Source organism: Pseudomonas asiatica (assembly GCF_040214835.1).
Lineage (GTDB): Bacteria > Pseudomonadota > Gammaproteobacteria > Pseudomonadales > Pseudomonadaceae > Aquipseudomonas > Aquipseudomonas putida_Z.
Map to the genome: position 1 here is coordinate 3,538,474 of NZ_CP157874.1, position 17,343 is coordinate 3,555,816.

15 protein-coding genes are annotated in these 17,343 nt (G+C 65.8%); 7 read left to right on the top strand and 8 right to left on the bottom strand.

Features of this window, described 5'->3' with window-relative positions; all coding sequences use genetic code 11:
* The first annotated feature begins 100 nt into the window (after positions 1 to 100).
* The 3 genes from ABNP31_RS15750 to ABNP31_RS15760 all read left to right on the top strand — a co-directional run bounded on the left by ABNP31_RS15750 (position 101) and on the right by ABNP31_RS15760 (position 4,404).
* Positions 101 to 2,272 carry a malate synthase G gene (locus ABNP31_RS15750; RefSeq protein ID WP_350012503.1) on the top strand — a complete coding sequence of 724 codons (2,172 nt, stop codon included), beginning with the start codon at positions 101 to 103 and terminating at the stop codon, positions 2,270 to 2,272.
* Between the two features lie 167 nt (positions 2,273 to 2,439).
* The gene (locus tag ABNP31_RS15755; RefSeq protein ID WP_013973103.1) at positions 2,440 to 2,778 is read left to right on the top strand and encodes a hypothetical protein; all 339 of its coding nucleotides are present in this window, start codon (positions 2,440 to 2,442) and stop codon (positions 2,776 to 2,778) included.
* 192 nt (positions 2,779 to 2,970) lie between these two features.
* A complete protein-coding gene (locus ABNP31_RS15760) occupies positions 2,971 to 4,404 on the top strand; it encodes a PLP-dependent aminotransferase family protein (RefSeq protein WP_350012504.1) in 1,434 nt (477 codons plus the stop codon).
* Here the strand turns inward: ABNP31_RS15760 and ABNP31_RS15765 are convergent.
* Positions 4,397 to 5,593 (bottom strand): CynX/NimT family MFS transporter, encoded by a 1,197-nt coding sequence (locus ABNP31_RS15765; protein WP_350012505.1) that lies wholly within the window; start codon positions 5,591 to 5,593, stop codon positions 4,397 to 4,399. The two genes, ABNP31_RS15760 and ABNP31_RS15765, sit on opposite strands and share 8 nt — an antisense overlap.
* Positions 5,590 to 6,048: a nucleoside deaminase gene (locus ABNP31_RS15770; RefSeq protein ID WP_350012506.1), complete on the bottom strand. Its 459-nt coding sequence runs from the start codon at positions 6,046 to 6,048 to the stop codon at positions 5,590 to 5,592. The genes ABNP31_RS15765 and ABNP31_RS15770 overlap by 4 nt, the downstream gene beginning before the upstream one ends.
* 198 nt (positions 6,049 to 6,246) lie before the next feature.
* Between ABNP31_RS15770 and ABNP31_RS15775 the strand changes: the two genes are divergently transcribed.
* Complete coding sequence (locus tag ABNP31_RS15775) at positions 6,247 to 6,684, top strand: carboxymuconolactone decarboxylase family protein (protein WP_025338700.1); 438 nt, start codon at positions 6,247 to 6,249, stop codon at positions 6,682 to 6,684.
* A gap of 131 nt (positions 6,685 to 6,815) precedes the next feature.
* On the opposite strand, the gene ABNP31_RS15780 is transcribed toward ABNP31_RS15775, so the two are convergent.
* On the bottom strand, positions 6,816 to 7,826 hold the full coding sequence (locus ABNP31_RS15780) for an AraC family transcriptional regulator (protein WP_025338699.1): 1,011 nt from the start codon (positions 7,824 to 7,826) through the stop codon (positions 6,816 to 6,818).
* Positions 7,827 to 7,994: 168 nt separating this feature from the next.
* On the opposite strand from ABNP31_RS15780, the gene ABNP31_RS15785 reads away from it, so the two are divergent.
* From ABNP31_RS15785 to ABNP31_RS15795, 3 genes are read left to right on the top strand one after another with little or no spacing between them, the layout of a single operon-like run.
* Positions 7,995 to 9,179: an acetyl-CoA C-acyltransferase family protein gene (locus tag ABNP31_RS15785; protein ID WP_025338698.1), complete on the top strand. Its 1,185-nt coding sequence runs from the start codon at positions 7,995 to 7,997 to the stop codon at positions 9,177 to 9,179.
* Between the two features lie 13 nt (positions 9,180 to 9,192).
* Entirely contained in the window at positions 9,193 to 10,041 is an 849-nt protein-coding gene (locus ABNP31_RS15790; protein WP_085665150.1) for a 3-hydroxybutyryl-CoA dehydrogenase, read from the top strand.
* Positions 10,042 to 10,053: 12 nt separating this feature from the next.
* A complete protein-coding gene (locus ABNP31_RS15795) occupies positions 10,054 to 10,635 on the top strand; it encodes a TetR/AcrR family transcriptional regulator (protein ID WP_075044895.1) in 582 nt (193 codons plus the stop codon).
* 110 nt (positions 10,636 to 10,745) lie between these two features.
* On the opposite strand, the gene ABNP31_RS15800 is transcribed toward ABNP31_RS15795, so the two are convergent.
* From ABNP31_RS15800 to ABNP31_RS15820, 5 genes are read right to left on the bottom strand one after another with little or no spacing between them, the layout of a single operon-like run.
* Positions 10,746 to 11,123 (bottom strand): response regulator, encoded by a 378-nt coding sequence (locus tag ABNP31_RS15800; protein ID WP_003256176.1) that lies wholly within the window; start codon positions 11,121 to 11,123, stop codon positions 10,746 to 10,748.
* Positions 11,124 to 11,167: 44 nt separating this feature from the next.
* Complete coding sequence (locus ABNP31_RS15805; RefSeq protein WP_085665152.1) at positions 11,168 to 12,394, bottom strand: hybrid sensor histidine kinase/response regulator; 1,227 nt, start codon at positions 12,392 to 12,394, stop codon at positions 11,168 to 11,170.
* Positions 12,388 to 12,963 (bottom strand): chemotaxis protein CheB, encoded by a 576-nt coding sequence (locus ABNP31_RS15810; RefSeq protein WP_238066510.1) that lies wholly within the window; start codon positions 12,961 to 12,963, stop codon positions 12,388 to 12,390. Before ABNP31_RS15810 ends, ABNP31_RS15805 begins: the two co-directional genes overlap by 7 nt.
* Positions 12,960 to 13,781 carry a CheR family methyltransferase gene (locus tag ABNP31_RS15815; RefSeq protein ID WP_003259474.1) on the bottom strand — a complete coding sequence of 274 codons (822 nt, stop codon included), beginning with the start codon at positions 13,779 to 13,781 and terminating at the stop codon, positions 12,960 to 12,962. Before ABNP31_RS15815 ends, ABNP31_RS15810 begins: the two co-directional genes overlap by 4 nt.
* Positions 13,778 to 17,245 carry a response regulator gene (locus ABNP31_RS15820; protein ID WP_350012507.1) on the bottom strand — a complete coding sequence of 1,156 codons (3,468 nt, stop codon included), beginning with the start codon at positions 17,243 to 17,245 and terminating at the stop codon, positions 13,778 to 13,780. Before ABNP31_RS15820 ends, ABNP31_RS15815 begins: the two co-directional genes overlap by 4 nt.
* Positions 17,246 to 17,343 lie beyond the last annotated feature (98 nt).

Here is a 17,343-nt window from a genome sequence, read left to right on the forward strand (position 1 = left end):
GCCTCAGGCCTTGTGAAAGCCCTGTGGGAGCGGGTTCACCCGCGAAAGGGCCGGCAAAAGCAACATTTACCCAGAAGACTGAACATCGAGCGAACAGACAATGCCAAACCATCCACTCCAGATCGCCCCCACCCTGCAGCGCTTCATCGAAGATGAAGCCCTCCCCGGCACCGGCATCGAAGCCCGCACCTTCTGGCAAGGCTTCAGCACCCTGATCCACGACCTCGCACCACAAAACCGCGCCCTGCTCGCCGAACGCGAGCGCCTGCAAGCAGCACTGGACAACTGGCACCGCCAGCACCCCGGCCCGATCCGTGACATGGCCGCCTACCAGCACTTCCTGCAAGGCATCGGCTACCTTGTGGAGCCCCCGGCAAGCGTGCAGGTCAGCACCCGCAACGTCGACCGCGAGATCGCCGTGCAGGCCGGCCCGCAACTGGTGGTGCCACTGAGCAACGCCCGCTACGCCCTCAACGCCGCCAACGCCCGCTGGGGCTCGCTGTACGATGCCCTGTACGGCACCGATGCCATCGCCGAAACCGATGGCGCCGAACGTGGCCAGGGCTACAACCCGCGACGCGGCGCCAGGGTGATCGCCTATGGCCGGCAGTTCCTCGACACCGCTGCCCCGCTCGACGGTGCGTCGCACAACGACGCCAAGGCCTACGCGATCAGCCAGGACACGCTGCAGGTAACCCTGGCCGATGACCGCCAGGTGGGCCTCATGCACCCCGCGCAACTGCGTGGCTACCAAGGTGAGCCGAACACGCCAACAGCGATCCTGTTGCAGCATCACCAGCTGCATTTCGAAATCCAGGTCGACCCGGCCAACGCCATCGGCCAGCAGGACCCGGCCGGGGTCAAGGACATCCTGCTGGAGGCCGCGCTCACCACCATCATCGACTGCGAAGACTCGGTAGCCGCCGTGGATGCCGACGACAAGGTCAACGTCTACCGCAACTGGCTGGGCCTGATGAAGGGCGACCTCAGCGAGCAGGTCAGCAAGGGCGGCAAAACCTTCGCACGCACCCTGGCCGAAGACCGCCACTACCACGGCGCAGACGGCCAGCCACTGACCCTGCCGGGCCGCTCGCTGCTGTTCATCCGCAACGTCGGCCACCTGATGACCAACCCGGCCATCCACGACCGTGATGGCCGGGAAATCCCGGAAGGCATCCTCGATGCCGTGGTCACCAGCCTGATCGGCCTGCATGACCTCAAGCGCCGCGGCAATTCCCGCGAGGGCAGCCTGTACATCGTCAAGCCGAAGATGCACGGGCCGGCCGAGGTGGCCTTTGCCGACCAGCTGTTCGGCCGCGTCGAAGCCCTGTTGGGCCTTCCCGCAAATACGCTGAAGATGGGCATCATGGACGAGGAGCGGCGTACCAGCGTCAACCTCAAGGCCTGCATCGCCAGCGCCGCGTCACGGGTGGTGTTCATCAACACCGGCTTCCTCGACCGCACCGGTGACGAGATGCACACGGCCATGGAAGCCGGCGCCATGCTGCGCAAGGGCGACATGAAAGGCAGTGCCTGGATCCAGGCCTACGAGCGCAGCAACGTACTGGTGGGGCTGGCCTGTGGCCTGCGCGGCAAGGCGCAGATCGGCAAGGGCATGTGGGCCATGCCCGACCTGATGGCGGCCATGCTGGAACAGAAAGTCGCCCAGCCCAGGGCCGGCGCCAACACGGCCTGGGTGCCCTCGCCCACAGCCGCGACACTGCATGCGCTGCACTACCACCAGGTGGATGTGGCGGCCGTGCAGCAAACGCTGGAACAGGTTGACCTGAATGCCCAGCGCGCCGAGTTGCTGCATGACTTGCTCAGTGTCCCGGTCAGCCCCGAGCGGCGCTGGAGCGCAGCCGAAATCCAGGCCGAGCTGGACAACAACTGCCAGGGTATCCTCGGTTACGTGGTGCGCTGGGTCGAGCAAGGGGTCGGCTGTTCCAAGGTGCCGGATATCCATGATGTGGGCCTGATGGAAGACCGCGCGACCCTGCGGATTTCCGCGCAGCACATTGCCAACTGGCTGCACCACGGGGTGGTCGATGCCGAGCAGGTCGAGGCGACCTTGCAACGCATGGCCGGCGTGGTCGACCAGCAGAATGCCGGGGACCCGGCGTACCGGCCGATGGCCGCCGGTTTCGAGGCATCGCATGCCTTCCGCGCTGCGCGGGAGCTGGTGTTCAAGGGGCGGCAGCAGCCCAGTGGCTATACCGAACCGTTACTGCATGGCTGGCGCTTGCGTTTCAAGCAGGAGGTTGGGCGCTGATGCTGACAGGGCCGCTATGCGGCCCCACTGCATGAAAACAAGTGGTATTCCGGCACTTTCAGAAGTTTCCTATTCGGCGCTCGGAAGCGTCCTACTTGTTGCCTCTGCCCTCTGAAAACATGATCGGCACTGGATGACGCAAGGTCGCGATCCAGAGGAGGTTCCGCATGCACCTGTACGCCCGCCCCACTGCCGAATTGCGCAGCACCCTGCGCGAACTGCTGGCCCATGACATGAACAACCCGGACGAAGACCCCCACCTGTCGGGGGTGATGTTCTTCTGCGCCACCGATGAACGCTCCCGCCAACTGATCGAGCGTATCGAGTTGCTGGCCAGCGAGTTGTTCTTCGACCCGAACGGGCGGGCCATCACCGAGCATATGAAAGCGGCGGCGGTGGAAGGCGTTCGCATCAAGCGCAACCGCAAGGCGCCGGCGGACGAGACGGTGATACGTATCGCGCTGGCAGACAAGGGCTACATCACGGTGAGTACTGCCCGGATCTGAGTTTGCGTTGGCTTTCTGGGGGTGCTTTGCACCCCATCGCGACACAAGGCCGCTCCCACAGGACATCACAGACTTTGATTGCAGCGCTGTACCTGTGGGAGCGGCCTTGTGTCGCGATGGGCCGCATTGCGGCCCCATGCCCTTCCCCGACCAATCCGCTATCCTGAGCACTTCCCCGCTCCGGACCGCTCCATGGAACTGCACATTCGCCTGGAAGGCCGCAAAGGCCTGGCCGACCAGCTTTACCAGCAATTGCGTGCCGGCATCGACAGCGGCCACCTGGCCGCCGGCACCCAACTGCCGCCAAGCCGCCTGCTGGCAGAGCAGCTGGGCGTGTCGCGCAAGACCGTGGCCGAGGCCTATTCCCGGCTGACCTATGACAACCTGCTGAGCGGCGTGGTCGGCCGGGGCACCTTCGTCACCCCGCGCCAGCCGCTGCGCAGCAGCGAATCGCCCGCCATTCCCCTGGCTGGTGCCGCGTCGCTCGAGCGCTGGCAGCAGCGCGCCACCGTGCTGAGCCGACGCCAGCTGGAGGCTCCGTCGCGTTACGACTTCATCGGCGGGGCCTCGAGCAAGGCGCAGTTCCCCTTCGACCAGTGGCGCAGTTGCCTGAACCATGCCCTGCGCCGCAGCCAGCGCCACCCCGAGCGGCAGTTCCCGGCCCAGGGCCTGCCAGAGCTGCGCGAGGCCATTGCCCATCACGTTGCCTACGCCCGCGGCGTGCACTGCAGCGCTGCCGACCTGCTGGTGTGCAACGGTGCCCAGCAGGCTCTGGACCTGATCGCCCGGGTATTGGTGGAGCCGGGTTGCCAGGTAGCCATGGAAGACCCGGGCTACCCGCCAGCGCGGCAACTGTTCCTGGCCCTGGGCGCGCGCCTGCAATCGGTACCGGTGGACGATGAAGGCCTGTGCGTGGAACAGATCGCCGACGGCACCCGGCTGATCTACGTGACGCCCTCGCACCAGTTCCCGCTGGGCATGCCGATGAGCGAGCCACGCCGGCACGCCCTGCTGGCACGGGCCGCCGAGCTGGGTGCGTTGATCATCGAAGACGACTACGACTGCGAGTTCCGCTACCACGGCCCAGCCGCGGAGGCGTTGCAGCGCCTCGACCGCCATGGCCTGGTGGCCTATGTGGGGACCTTTTCCAAGACCTTGCTGCCCGAGTTGCGCCTGGGCTACGCCGTACTGCCGCCCGCCGTGTTGAAGGCCGCTTGCGTGGCCAAGCACCTCAGCGACTGGCACAGCCCGACCCTGTTGCAGTGGGCACTGGCGCGGTTTCTCGGCGAAGGCCACCTGAACAAGCACATCCGCCGTTGCCACGAGGTCTACAGCGCCCGTCGCGAACGCATCCTCGCGCGGCTGGGCGGCGACCTGTCACCGTGGTTCAGCGCCATCCCCGCCAGCGCCGGGTTCCACCTCAGCGCCCTGGCCAAACCTGGGGTCGATGTCGAGTTGCTGGCCAACCTCGCACGCAAGGTGGAGGTCGGCCTGTACTCGCTGGCGCCGTTCTTCAGCGAAGCGCCAGTGCGCCCGGGGCTGTTGCTGGGCTTCGGCGCCATCGAGCTGCTGGACATCGACCCGGCGCTGGACCGGGTGCGCGACACCCTGCAGCGCCTCAGTTGACCGGCGCGGCCTTGCCCGCCACTACCGGGCGGGCAATGGCCGCGGCATAACCGCGGGGGTTGAAGCAGGCGGTAACCAGCAGCATTGCCACCACGGTCACGGTCAGCAGCGTCCACGAGGCCTGGAAATCACCGCTCATGTCGCGCAACCAGCCGGTGACGTATGGCACGATGCCGGTGATGATGAAGCCGATGCCCTGCACGAACGCCGCCAGGCTGCCAGCCTCGGCAGGCGTCTTCAGGTGCTCCAGGGTCAGCGTCAGGCTCTGGCTGAAGCAGGCGCCCAGACCGAAACCGATCATCGCCACCCACAGCCCCGAGGCCAGCGTGGGTGCCAGGAGCAGGCCGAGGAAACCCACCAGCTGGATCGCCAAGGCCAGCCACAGGCCCGGGCGCCGGTCTGCCCAGCGCCGCAGCAACAACGGCAGGCCCAGTGCGCCGGCCACCTGGAAGATGGTCATCAGGCCCACCAGGTCGGCACCGCCCTGGGCACTGCCGCCATGCTCGATGTGATAGGCCGGCAACCAGGCCACCATGCTGGTGTAGCCGCCGTTGATCAAGCCGAAGTACAGCGCCAGCAACCAGGCCCGGCGCGTGCCGAACCAGTGACCGCCGGTGGCACCGGCCAGCTTCGGCGCCTGCTGGCGTGGCCGCAGCACGGCCCAGGCCAGCACCGCCAGCACAGCCGGGATCGCCCACACGCCCAGGCCCACCTGCCAGTGGCCGAAGTAGCCACTGATGTGCGGCCCGAGCACGGCGGCCAGGCCGCCGCCGCTCATCAGCGCTGCCGAATACAGGCCCATCGCCCCCGCCAGGCGGCCGGGGAACCAGCGGTTGACCAGCCCCGGCATCATGCCCTGCACTACCGCCACCCCCAGGCCGGCCACCACCGCACTGGCAATCAGCGCCCAGGCGCTGCCCAGTTGCAGGCGCCACAGGCAGGCCAGGGCGATGGCAGACAGGCCAGCGAGCATGCCGCCATGTTCGCTGATCCAGCGCCGCAACCAGGGTTGCAGCAAGGGCACCAGGCCCATGCACAGCACCGGCAACGCCGTCAGCAAGGCCGCCTGCTGGTAACCCAGGCCAGTGCTGGCGCGCATGGGTTCGAGCAACGGGCCGATGCTGGTCAGGATCGGCCGCAGGTTCAGTGCCAGCAGCATGACCAGCAACAGGTTCAATGCCGCTCTCATTGTGCGTTGGCCTGTTTCCATTCAAGGTACAGACCGGCTTCGCCGCTGGGCTTCAGCGCGCGCAGCGGCAGGCTCTGCTGCTGGGGCGGGCGAGCCATCTGCGCATATACCGCCGCGGTGGACAAGCCATAGGGTTCGCCCTCGGCGTTGTCGTAGGCAAACCAGGCCCGCTCGATGCCGCACAGGTGCATGGCCGCCAGGCACATCGGGCACGGGTGGCCGCTGGCGTAGATTTCGGCGCCATCCAGGCGCGCCTGGCCCAGGGCGTGGCTGGCCTTGCGGATGGCCTGCATCTCGGCGTGGGCGGTCGGGTCCTGGGTGCTGTGGATCTCGTTGACCGCACGTGCCAGCACCTGCCCCTGGTACACCAGCACGGCGCCGAAGGGCCGGCCACCGGGCTTGATGTTGGCGCGGGCGAGGTCGAGCGCTTCGCGCATGTAGCGTTCTTCGGACATGAATCGGTTCTCCTGTTGCAAGACCTGGTCATTATCCGGGCTTGGGCGGCCTGGCAGAAATGAAGAGATTGGATGCCTGTCAGTGGCCTCCCGAATGGCCGATTGGCCTCCCGCGGATGCGCGCGATTGGCTATCGGGGAGGCCAACGTGCGGCGCTACAGTAGCGCCATCCCCACCCCACACCCTTTGGAGACAGCCATGCACAACCGTATCGAATGGGCCAAGCACGCCCCCGAGGCCTACAAAGCCATGGTCGGCCTGGAGCAGGCCCTGGCCAAGAGCGGCCTGGAGAATTCCCTGCTGGAACTGGTGCGCCTGCGGGCCTCGCAGATCAACGGCTGCGCCTACTGCGTCAACCTGCACGCCAACGATGCGCGCAAGGCCGGTGAGACCGAGGCACGCCTGCAGACCTTGTGCGTCTGGCAGGAAACCGCCTACTTCACCCCGCGCGAGCGTGCTGCGCTGGCCTGGGTGGAGAGCCTGACCCGGCTGCCCGAGCACGGCGCGCCGCAGGGCGAATATGAAGCCTTGCAGGAACACTTCGAGCCGGCCGAGGTGGCCAACCTGACCCTGGCAATTGCCACCATCAATGCCTGGAACCGCTTCGGGGTCGGGTTTGCCATGGTGCCGGCCTGATCATTGATCGGTAGCCTGTACCGGCCTCTTCGCGGGTGAACCCGCTCCCACAGGTACAGCACATTTTTCAGATTCTGTGAGTCCCCTGTGGGAGCGGGTTTACCCGCGAAGAGGCCGGCACAGGCAACATCTCAACGCCCGGCCAAACGCGCCCGGTAGCTGCCGGGGCTCTGCCCGGTCCATTTCTTGAACGCCCGGTGAAACGCACTGGGCTCCTGGAACCCGGTCTGCTCGGCAATCTCGGCAATGCTCAGCTCCCCTTCGCGCAACCGTTCGAAGGCCATTGCCCGGCGCACTTCATCCTTGATCTGCTGGTACGAACGCCCTTCCCGCTCCAGCTGCCGACGGAAAGTACTGGCACTGACCCCCTGCTGCTGCGCCAGCGCAGCCAGCGTCGGCCACTGCCCATAGCGCCGCGCCCGCAGGTGCCGGTACACCTCGGCCACCAGCCCGTTCTGGTTGCGAAAGCGAATCACCAGCCCCTGCGGCGCGCTGCGCAGGAAGGTTTTCAGGGCCGCCACGTCCTGCACCACCGGCAGGCGCAGGTAGGCGCTGTCGAACTCCACCTCGGTGCGTCCGCTGCCCAGGCGCAGGTCCGGCCCCCACAGCAGCAGGTCGTCCTCCTGGGCCGGGCGCGACACCGCCAGCTCGGTGCGGTCGATGGCGATCCGCCGCCCGGCCAGCCAGCACAGCATGCCGATCATCAGCACCAGGTAGGTTTCCTCGGCATACACCCGGGTCAGCGGGTCGGCGATGCTCGACTGCACGCTGATCAGCGCCCGCCCGCCACGCAGCGTCAGGCTGCCGCGCAAATCGCGCAGGAACAGGCCAAAACCGCCCATGCACTGGCGCAAGGCCTTTTCCAGGTTCGGCTCCAGGATCAGGCCCCGGCAGATCAGGGCGAAACTGCCCGGCGGCATGCCGTGGCTGTCGAGGCGGAAGAACTCGTCGTCCAGGCGCTGGATCAGCGCCAGCCACAGCTGGGCGAAGGCCTTGGCCGGTACCCGGGCCTGGGGCTGCTCGAGCAGTTGCGGGTCGATGCCCACCGCACGCAGCTGCGCATCGCGTTCGGCGGGGCAGTCGCGCAGGGCGTGGAGCATGGCATTGAGGAAGTACACGGCGACCGAATCGCTATCGCGCATGGCGGTTTTCGCTGTCTATGCTGAGTGGCAAAAAGTGCCAGGTTGTCTGAACAGTTCCGGCATAGGCTGCAACAGAGCCTTTGCCTAGACTCGGTCCCACTCCGGGATCGCCGGCCATTCTCGCAGAGCCTGGCCCGGTCCCGCCATGCCTTCGCAATCGGAGCCCCTATGAGCAGCGCAGAAATCTACGTCGTCAGTGCCGTCCGTTCAGCCATTGGTGGCTTTGGCGGTTCCCTCAAGGACCTGCCGCTGGCCGACCTGGCCAGCGCCATCACCCGCGCCGCCATCGAGCGCTCAGGCGTGGCCGCCGAGCAAGTCGGCCACCTGGTGATGGGCACGGTGATCCCCACCGAACCGCGTGACGCCTACCTGGCCCGCGTAGCGGCAATGAACGCCGGCATCCCCAAGGAAACCCCGGCATTCAACGTCAACCGCCTGTGCGGCTCGGGCCTGCAGGCCATCGTCTCGGCAGCCCAATGCCTGCTGCTCGGCGACACCGACGTGGCCGTGGCAGCCGGCGCCGAATCCATGAGCCGTGGCCCGTACCTGCTGCCGCAGGCACGCTGGGGCGCTCGCATGGGTGACCTGCAAGGCATCGACTACACCGTCGGCGTGCTGCAGGACCCGTTCGAACACTTCCATATGGGCATCACTGCCGAGAACGTTGCGGCCAAGCACGGCATTACCCGCGAAATGCAGGACGAACTGGCCCTGACCAGCCAGCGCCGCGCCGCCCGCGCCATTGCCGAAGGCCGCTTCGCCAGCCAGATCGTCCCGCTGGAACTGAAAACCCGCAAGGGCAGCGTGCAGTTCAGCACCGACGAGCATGTGCGTGGCGAAGTAACCGCCGAGCAACTGGCGGGGATGAAGACCGTGTTCAAGAAAGACGGCACCGTTACCGCCGGCAACGCCAGTGGCATCAACGACGGCGCTGGCGGCCTGGTACTGGCCAGTGGTGATGCGGTGCGCCGCCTGGGCCTGAAGCCGCTGGCACGCCTGGTGGGCTACGCCCATGCCGGCGTCGAGCCTGAACTGATGGGCCTGGGCCCGATCCCGGCCACCCGCAAGGTGCTGGAGAAGACCGGCCTGAAGGTGCAGGACCTGGATGTGATCGAGTCCAACGAAGCCTTCGCCGCCCAGGCCTGCGCCGTGGCTCGCGAACTGGGCTTCGACCCGGAAAAGGTCAACCCCAACGGCTCGGGCATTTCCCTGGGTCACCCGGTGGGCGCCACCGGCGCGATCATCGCCACCAAGGCCATCCATGAGCTGCAGCGCATCCAGGGCCGCTACGCCCTGGCCACCATGTGCATCGGCGGTGGCCAAGGCATCGCCGTGGTCTTCGAGCGCGTCTGAGGGAGCCTGACACATGAGCATTGAACAGATTGCCGTGATCGGCGCTGGCACCATGGGCAACGGCATTGCCCAGGTGTGTGCCGTGGCCGGCTACCAGGTACTGCTGGTGGATGTTTCCGACGCTGCGCTGGAGCGCGGCGTGGCCACCTTGAGCAAGAACCTCGAGCGCCAGGTCGGCAAAGGCACCCTCGACGCCGACCAGGCGGCAGCCGCACGCACGCGCATTCGCACCAGCACCGACTACGCCCAGTTGAGTGGCGCGCAGCTGGTGATCGAGGCCGCCACCGAGAACCTGCAGCTCAAGCAGCGCATCCTGCAGCAGGTGGCGGCCAACGTCGCCGCCGACTGCCTGATCGCCACCAACACCTCGTCGCTGTCGGTCACCCAGCTGGCGGCCAGCATCGAGCACCCCGAGCGTTTCATTGGCGTGCACTTCTTCAACCCGGTGCCGATGATGGCGCTGGTCGAGATCATTCGCGGCCTGCAGACCAGCGACAGCACCTACGCCCAGGCGCTGGTGGTGACCGAAAAGGTCGGCAAGACCCCGATCACCGCCGGCAACCGCCCGGGCTTCGTGGTCAACCGCATCCTGGTGCCGATGATCAACGAAGCGATCTTCGTGCGCCAGGAAGGCCTGGCCAGTGCCGAGGACATCGACACCGGCATGCGCCTGGGCTGCAACCAGCCGATCGGCCCGCTGGCCCTGGCCGACCTGATCGGCCTGGACACCCTGCTGGCGATCATGGAGGCCTTCCATGAAGGCTTCAACGACAGCAAGTACCGCCCTGCCCCGTTGCTCAAGGAAATGGTCGCGGCCGGTTGGCTGGGGCGCAAGAGCGGCCGCGGTTTCTTCACCTACTGAGGAGCGAACGCCATGCCCCCGGTCAATGCCGCGATGCGCTGTGCCAACTTTGAAGAGCGACGTGACCGGGCCATGGCGCTGTTTGCCGAAAAGGGCTTTGGCCAGGTCAGCATGCGCGAGCTGGCGGCCCATGTGGGGCTTACCGCAGGCTCGCTTTACCACCACTTTCCCAGCAAGCAGGACTTGTTGTACGACCTGATCGAGGAGTTGTACGAAGAGTTGCAGGCCACCCTGGACCAGGGGCGCAGGGCCATGGCGCGCGGGGCGTCGGCGTTGAGCTGCCTGATTGCCGCGCACTGGCAGCTGCATGCCGAGCGGCCCATGCAGTTTCGCCTGGCGGAGCGCGACTTCTGTTGCCTGAGCGAGGACCAGCAGGCGCGCCTGGCCTTGCTGCGCAAGCGCTATGAGGCGGGGTTGCTGAGGTTGATCGCACCGCAGGCGAAGTTGCAGGGGCAAGCCCTGGTGGCCACGGCGCATGTGGTGGCGACGCTGCTGAACCAGTTGCCGGGGTTGTTGAAGGCCTTGCCCGAAGAACAGGGGCTGGGGTTGATGGAAAGCATGCTGGTGGGTGGGCTGGAGCGGACACTGCGCTAGCCTGTTCCGGCCCTTTCGCGGGTAAACCCGCTCCCACAGGAACTGTGCAAACCTTGAGACTTGCACAGCTCCTGTGGGAGCGGGTTTACCCGCGAAAGGGCCAGTGCAGGCTAGCGCAGGAGCGACTGGATCTGCTCGTGCAAGGTATCCAGGTCGAACGGCTTGGCCAGGATCGGTGCCTTGCGGGTGATCGGGCTGCCGGATTCGAGAATCTCTGCCGGGTAGCCGCTGATGAAGATCACCTTCAGGTCCGGCCGCAATTTCACCGCCGGCTCGGCAATGTCCACCCCGGAAATCCCGCCCGGCAAGCGGAAGTCCGTCACCATCAGGTCGAGGTGCGGCTTGCTCGCCAGGATCGCGAACGCCTGCTCGCCATCCTCGGCCACCAGCACGTGGTAGCCCTCGCCTGCCAGGTAATCACGCAGGATCATGCGAATCGCCGGTTCGTCCTCGACCACCAGTACTACATCTTGTGCATCTTCACTCATGTCAACGCCTTGAAATACTTACAGCTGGCCATCAGACCCCAGGCTCAGGCAGAGGTTGCCCGTGCCTGGTCGTTTTGTTGTTCGTAAGTTGCCAGTGGCAACTGCAAGGTAAAGGTGGCGCCTTTGCCTTCTTCACTCTCCACCAGTATGCGCCCGCCGTGTGCCTGGACGATCTGCTCCGATATGTACAGCCCCAGGCCCAACCCACCACTGGCCTGCTGGGTGGCGACCCGCTCGAACTGCTGGAAGATGCGCTGCTGGTTGGCAACGCAGATGCCGATGCCATGGTCCTGCACCTGCACGCAGGCCAGGCCGTCCTGCTCGAACACCCGCACCTGCACCGGTTTGCGCTCACCATAACGCAAGGCATTGGACAGCAGGTTGGCCAGCACCTGCTCGATGCGAAACTCGTCCCACTCACCCTGCAGTGGCTCGCAGCGTTGCAACTCGAAATGGGTATCCAGTGCGCTGGCCTGGGCAGCAAAGTTCTCCACCAGGCCGCGCACCAGCTGGCCCAGGTCGAACGCCTTGGGCCGCAGCGACAGTTTGCCGGTGCGGATGCGCGATACATCGAGCATGTCTTCGACCAGGCGGATCAGGCTGTTGATCTGCCGCTCGTCGCGCTCGACCATGGCCTGCAGCTTGTCGCCGCTGAAGGCGGCAAGGTTGCCGCGTGCCAGGTGCAGCTTGCGCAGCTGGGTTTCCAGGATCAGGCCATTGAGCGGGGTGCGCACCTCGTGGGACACGATCGACATGAAGTCATCGCGCATGCGCACGGCATGCTCCAGTTCACCCCGCGCCGTTTGCAGCTGGGCCAGCAGCAGCTCCTGCTCCTGGCGGCTGCGTTCCAGGGCCTGCAACTGGCGGTCGAGCACCTTGCGCTGGCGGTACAGGTCGACGAAAACCGATACCTTGCTCTTCACCGCCAGGGTGTCGAGCGGCTTGTGCAGAAAGTCCACCGCGCCGCTTTCATAGCCCTTGAACGCGTAGTTCATCTCGCGCCCGGCGGCAGTGACGAACACGATGGGGATGTTGCGGGTCTTTTCCGTGCCGCGCATCAGCTCGGCCAGCTCGAAACCGTTCATGCCCGGCATCTGCACGTCGAGGATGGCCAGGGCGAACTCGTGCTCGAGCAACAGCGACAACGCTGCCTCGGCCGACTGGGCCTGGTGCACCTCGCGGTCTTGGCCCTGGATCAGGGCGTCGAGGGCCAGCAGGTTTTCTGGCAGGTCGTCGACGATCAGCAGTTTGGCGATGGTGTGGCTTAGCATGCGCTGGGTTCCAGGGCGGCGAGCAATTGCTCGATGCCACTCAGAGAAAGAATATGGTCGGGCTGGTGCAGGGCCAGTGCGGCCTCCGGCATCAGCGCCACCTGTGCGTCACAAGGGTCCTGGACCACGGTCCGGCCCCCGTTGTGCTTGATATAGGCCAGGCCTTCGGCGCCATCTTCATTGGCCCCGGTGAGCAGCATGCCCAGCAGGCCGGCACCATAGGCATCGGCCGCCGACATGAACAGGTAGTCGATCGCCGGCCGGGAAAAATGCACCGGCGGCTCCTGGCTCAGCGACAGGGTCAGGTCACGCTCCACCGACAGGTGGTAACCCGGCCCGGCCACGTAGATCTGCCCGGCGCGCAGCGGCTGCTTGTCGCGGGCCTCGCACACTGGCCGCCGCAGGCGGCGCTGCAGCACCTCGGCCAGCTGGCTGTGGCGGTCATCGGGCAGGTGCAGCACGCAAATTACCGGGATGGCGAAGCCGGCCGGCAACGCGCCCAGCACGCTGAACAGCGCCGTCACGCCGCCCGCCGAGGCGCCGACCACCATCGCGCGTACGCCTTTCATGACTTGCGGTAGATCCGTTCGGGCTTGACCAGCGGCTCGAAGCGCTCGCTGTAGGCGGAAAAATCCACCGATTCCTTGCTGCCCAGCACCAGGAAGCCGCGGTGGCACAGGGACTCGTGGAACAGGCCCAGGGCGCGGTCCTGCAGTTCCTTGTTGAAGTAGATGAGCACGTTGCGGCACGACACCAGCTGGGTTTCGGAAAACACGCTGTCGGTGGCCAGGCTGTGGTCGGCGAAAGTAACGTTGTCGCGCAGGGTGCTGTCCATGATGGCGTTACCGTAGGCTGCCGTGTAGTACTCGGCAAAGTCCCGCCGGCCGCCGGCGATGCGATAGTTTTCGGCGTACTCGCGCATGCTCTGCATCGAGTAGATGCCCTGCTTGGCCTTGTCCAGCGAATGCGGGTTGATGTCGGTGGCGTAGATGATGGTGCGCTCCAGCAGGCCCTCCTCGCGCAGCAGGATGGCCATCGAATACACCTCCTCGCCCGTGCTGCAGCCGGCGATCCACACCTTGATCGACGGCCAGGTACGCAGCAGCGGCACCACTTCGTTGCGCAGCGCCAGGTAGTGCCCCGGGTCGCGGAACATTTCGCTGACCGGGATCGTCAGGTACTGCAGCAACTGCATGAACATGCCAGGGTCGTGCAGCACGCGCTCCTGCAGCGCCGACACCGTCAGGCAGTCGAACTGGCGCAGCGCATGCAGGATCCGGCGCTTGATCGACGCGCCGGAATAGTTGCGGAAATCGTAGCTGTACTTGAGGTAGATGGCCTCGATCAGCAAGCGGATTTCGATATCGGTGTTACGTTCGCTAGTCAAATTCGCTCCAGTTGCGGCAGCCACACGCGGATCAGCGAGAACAAGCGGTCCAGGTCGATCGGTTTGGCCAGGTAATCGTTGGCGCCGGCCTGCAGGCAACGCTGCTGGTCATCCTTCATCGCCTTGGCGGTCACGGCAATGATCGGCAGCTTGCGCCAGCGCGACTGCTGGCGGATCAGCCGGGTGGCCTCGAAGCCGTCCATCTCCGGCATCATCACGTCCATCAGCACCAGGTCGATGTCGTCATGCTGCTCCAGGCGCTCGATGGCTTCGCGGCCGTTGCGGCCGATTTCGACGATCGCGCCCTTGTGCTCCAGCGCGCTGGTCAGGGCGAAGATGTTGCGCACATCGTCGTCCACCAGCAGCACCTTGCGGCCTTCGAATACCTTGTCGCGGCTGCGCGCGGTCTTGAGCATGCGCTGGCGTTCGTTGGACAGCTGCGACTCGACCTTGTGCAGGAACAGCGTCACTTCGTCGAGCAGGCGCTCCGGCGAACGGGCGCCCTTGATGATGATCGAGCGCGAATACTTGAGCAGGTCGGCTTCTTCTTCGCGGGTCAGGTTGCGCCCGGTATACACGATCACCGGCGGGAAGGCACGGATGTCCTCGGCGGTCATGCGCTTGAGCAGCTCGTTGCCGAGCATGTCGGGCAGCTTGAGGTCGATGATCATGCAGTCGTAGATGTTCTCGCGCAGCAACGCCAGGGCATCCTGGGCCATGGCCACGGCGGTGATCTCGACATCGTCGTCGCCGATCAGGCGGGCAATGCTTTCGCGCTGCAGGTCGTCGTCTTCCACCAGCAGGATGTGCTTGAGCTTCTGGGTCAGCTTGGCCTCCAGGCGGGCAAACACTTCCTTGAGTTGTTCGCGGCTGGTGGGCTTGACCGCGTAGCCGACGGCGCCCATGTGCATGGCAGCCTCGACCCGGTCCTCCACGGAAATGATATGCACCGGAATGTGCCGGGTGCTCGCCTGCTCCTTCAGGCGTTGCAGCACGGTCAGGCCGGAATGGTCGGGCAAACGCATGTCCAGCAGGATAGCATCGGGGATGTACTGGGCGGCCAGCTCGAAGCCCTCGTCGGCACCCTGCGCCACCAGGCAGCTGTAACCCAGCTCGTGGGCCAGGTCGAAGAGGATGCGGGCGAAGTTCGGTTCGTCCTCGATCACCAGGATGCAGCGGTTGCCGAACGGCGCGCGCTCGCGGTCGTCGGCGAATGCCGGTGCCTGGCGTTTCGGCGCCGCCACCGCCGGTGCCTGCGGCGCGGGTGGCAGGCTGTCGACCGCCGGGCGCAGGCTGAGCGGCTCGATATCCTGCGCCACGCGCTCATAGCGCTCCGGCAGGATCAGGCTGAACACGCTGCCCTGGCCGGGGCTGCTGTCGACGTTGATCTGCCCACCCAGCAGGTGCGCCAGGTCGCGGGAAATGGACAGGCCCAGGCCGGTGCCACCATAACGGCGGTTGCTGGTGCCATCGACCTGGTGGAAGGCGCCGAAGATCGCCTGCTGCTGGTCGGCGGCGATGCCGATGCCGGTATCGCGCACGGCAAAGACGATGCCGGTGCCAGGCTGGTAACCGATGTTCAGGCTGACCTGGCCGCGCTCGGTGAACTTGATGGCGTTGGACAGCAGGTTCTTGAGGATCTGCTCCAGGCGCTGGCGGTCGGTGAACAGCGTGGCCGGCACCTGCGCCTCGGTGGTCACCTCGAAGGCCAGGCCCTTGTGCCCGGCCAGCGGCTCGAACATGCCACGCAGGCCTTCGACCAGGCGTTCCACCTGGGTGCTTTCGGGGCGCACTTCGAGCTTGCCGGCTTCCACCTTGGCGATGTCGAGAATGTCGTTGATCAGGTTGAGCAGGTCGTTGCCGGCCGAGTAGATGGATTCGGCGAACTTGACCTGCTCGTCGCTGAGGTTGCCCTCGCCGTTCTCCGCCAGCAGCTTGGCCAGGATCAGCGAACTGTTCAGCGGCGTGCGCAGCTCGTGGGACATGTTGGCGAGGAACTCGGACTTGTACTTGCTCGAACGCTGCAGCTCCTCGGCGCGCGCCTGCAGCTCGTCCTGGGCCTGGAGCAGTTCGTCGTTCTTGCGGTCCAGGGCCTCGGTGCGCTCGGACAATTGCTCGTTGGTCTGCTCCAGTTCCGCCTGCTGGGTTTCCAGATGGGCCTGGGACTCCTTGAGCACGCGGGACTGCTCTTCGAGCTCTTCGTTGGCGGTTTTCAGCTCTTCCTGCTGCACTTGCAGCTCTTCGTTCAGTTGCTGGGTCTCGGCCAGCACTTCCTGCAGGCGCTGCCGGTAGCGGGCGCTTTCGATGGAGATACCGAGGTTGCCACGGACCCGCTGCAGCATCTCTTCGTCACGCTCCTGCAGCGGCCGCAGGAAGCCCAGCTCCAGCACACCGTTGATCTGCCCGTCATCACTGCAGGGCATCAGCATGGCACTGCGCGGCAGGCCCCGCCCCAGGCCGGAGCTGAGGTGGAAATAGTCGTCGGGCAAGTCGTCCAGGCGCAGCAGCCGCGCTTCGCGCACGGCCTGGGCCAGCAGGCCTTCGTGATCGCCCAGCACCTGCTCGCGGGCCTGCTCCTCGGCATCCAGGCCATAGCTGGCCACACGCACCAGGCGGCCATGCTCGTCACGCACGTACAGCGCGCCGACCACGCTGCCCAGGTAACCGCCGAAGAAACGCAGGATGTTGTCACCGAGCATGGGCAGGGTCAGCTGGCCGAGCACCTGTTCGGCCAGTTGCGTCTGCCCGTTGCGCAGCCAGGCCTGGTGTTCCAGGCGCTCGGCCGCGCGCTGCTGGGCCTTGAAGTTTTCGTCATAGGTACCCGACAGCGCCAATAGGTCGCGCCGCCCGAGGTAGGCCAGCAAGGCACTGAGGCCGATGATGAACAGCACGAAGGACGACATGACCGTGACGGTCACACTGTTGACCCGCTCGTTGCGCGCCATGCGCAACTGTTGTTCGCTGGCGATCAGGTTGTCGAACTCCTTGCGGATCTCGTCGGTCAGGCGCTTGCCGCGGCCGTTTCCGATCAAGGCGCGGTAATCACCCTGGCTGCGGCGCAAGTTGATCATCTCGCTGCCGAAGGTGTTCCACGCCTGCTGCAGGGCGATCAGCCGGTCGATGCGTTCGACCTGTTGCGGGTTGTCCTCGACCATGCCGCGCAGGCTCTGCAGGCTGCCGAAGATGCGCGGCTTGGCCACCTCGTAGGGGTCGAGGAAACGCTCGTCGCCGGTGATCAGGAAGCCACGCATGCCGGTTTCCATGTCGATCGACAGTTTGACCGTTTCGTTGGCATTGCCGATCACCCGGTCGGTGTGCTCGACCCACTGCAAGGCCGAAAGCAGGTAGTTGATCACCGCGACGAAGGCAACGGCCCCCAGCAGGCCAACCCCCAGGGGTAGGCCGACGTTGCGGCTCAACAGCTTGCGGAAGCTCCGCTGGTCCATCGAGGCTGCTTGAATCATGTGAAAACGCCCGAGCAAGTAAAGTCCATTGAAAGTGTGGCAAATCGATCGTTGTAGTTGTCTGCCACTGCTCTGTCCCGTAAAGCGAGTCTAACCAG

Coding starts and splice junctions, on each gene's coding strand:
- ABNP31_RS15765 (WP_350012505.1), bottom strand. CDS start 5,593: ATGAGAGCGGCATTGAACCTGTTGCTGGTCATGCTGCTGGCACTGAAC.
- ABNP31_RS15800 (WP_003256176.1), bottom strand. CDS start 11,123: ATGAGTGAAGATGCACAAGATGTAGTACTGGTGGTCGAGGACGAACCG.
- ABNP31_RS15805 (WP_085665152.1), bottom strand. CDS start 12,394: ATGCTAAGCCACACCATCGCCAAACTGCTGATCGTCGACGACCTGCCA.
- ABNP31_RS15810 (WP_238066510.1), bottom strand. CDS start 12,963: ATGAAAGGCGTACGCGCGATGGTGGTCGGCGCCTCGGCGGGCGGCGTG.
- ABNP31_RS15750 (WP_350012503.1), top strand. CDS start 101: ATGCCAAACCATCCACTCCAGATCGCCCCCACCCTGCAGCGCTTCATC.
- ABNP31_RS15820 (WP_350012507.1), bottom strand. CDS start 17,245: ATGATTCAAGCAGCCTCGATGGACCAGCGGAGCTTCCGCAAGCTGTTG.
- ABNP31_RS15760 (WP_350012504.1), top strand. CDS start 2,971: ATGGAACTGCACATTCGCCTGGAAGGCCGCAAAGGCCTGGCCGACCAG.
- ABNP31_RS15795 (WP_075044895.1), top strand. CDS start 10,054: ATGCCCCCGGTCAATGCCGCGATGCGCTGTGCCAACTTTGAAGAGCGA.
- ABNP31_RS15780 (WP_025338699.1), bottom strand. CDS start 7,826: ATGCGCGATAGCGATTCGGTCGCCGTGTACTTCCTCAATGCCATGCTC.
- ABNP31_RS15770 (WP_350012506.1), bottom strand. CDS start 6,048: ATGTCCGAAGAACGCTACATGCGCGAAGCGCTCGACCTCGCCCGCGCC.
- ABNP31_RS15785 (WP_025338698.1), top strand. CDS start 7,995: ATGAGCAGCGCAGAAATCTACGTCGTCAGTGCCGTCCGTTCAGCCATT.
- ABNP31_RS15790 (WP_085665150.1), top strand. CDS start 9,193: ATGAGCATTGAACAGATTGCCGTGATCGGCGCTGGCACCATGGGCAAC.
- ABNP31_RS15775 (WP_025338700.1), top strand. CDS start 6,247: ATGCACAACCGTATCGAATGGGCCAAGCACGCCCCCGAGGCCTACAAA.
- ABNP31_RS15755 (WP_013973103.1), top strand. CDS start 2,440: ATGCACCTGTACGCCCGCCCCACTGCCGAATTGCGCAGCACCCTGCGC.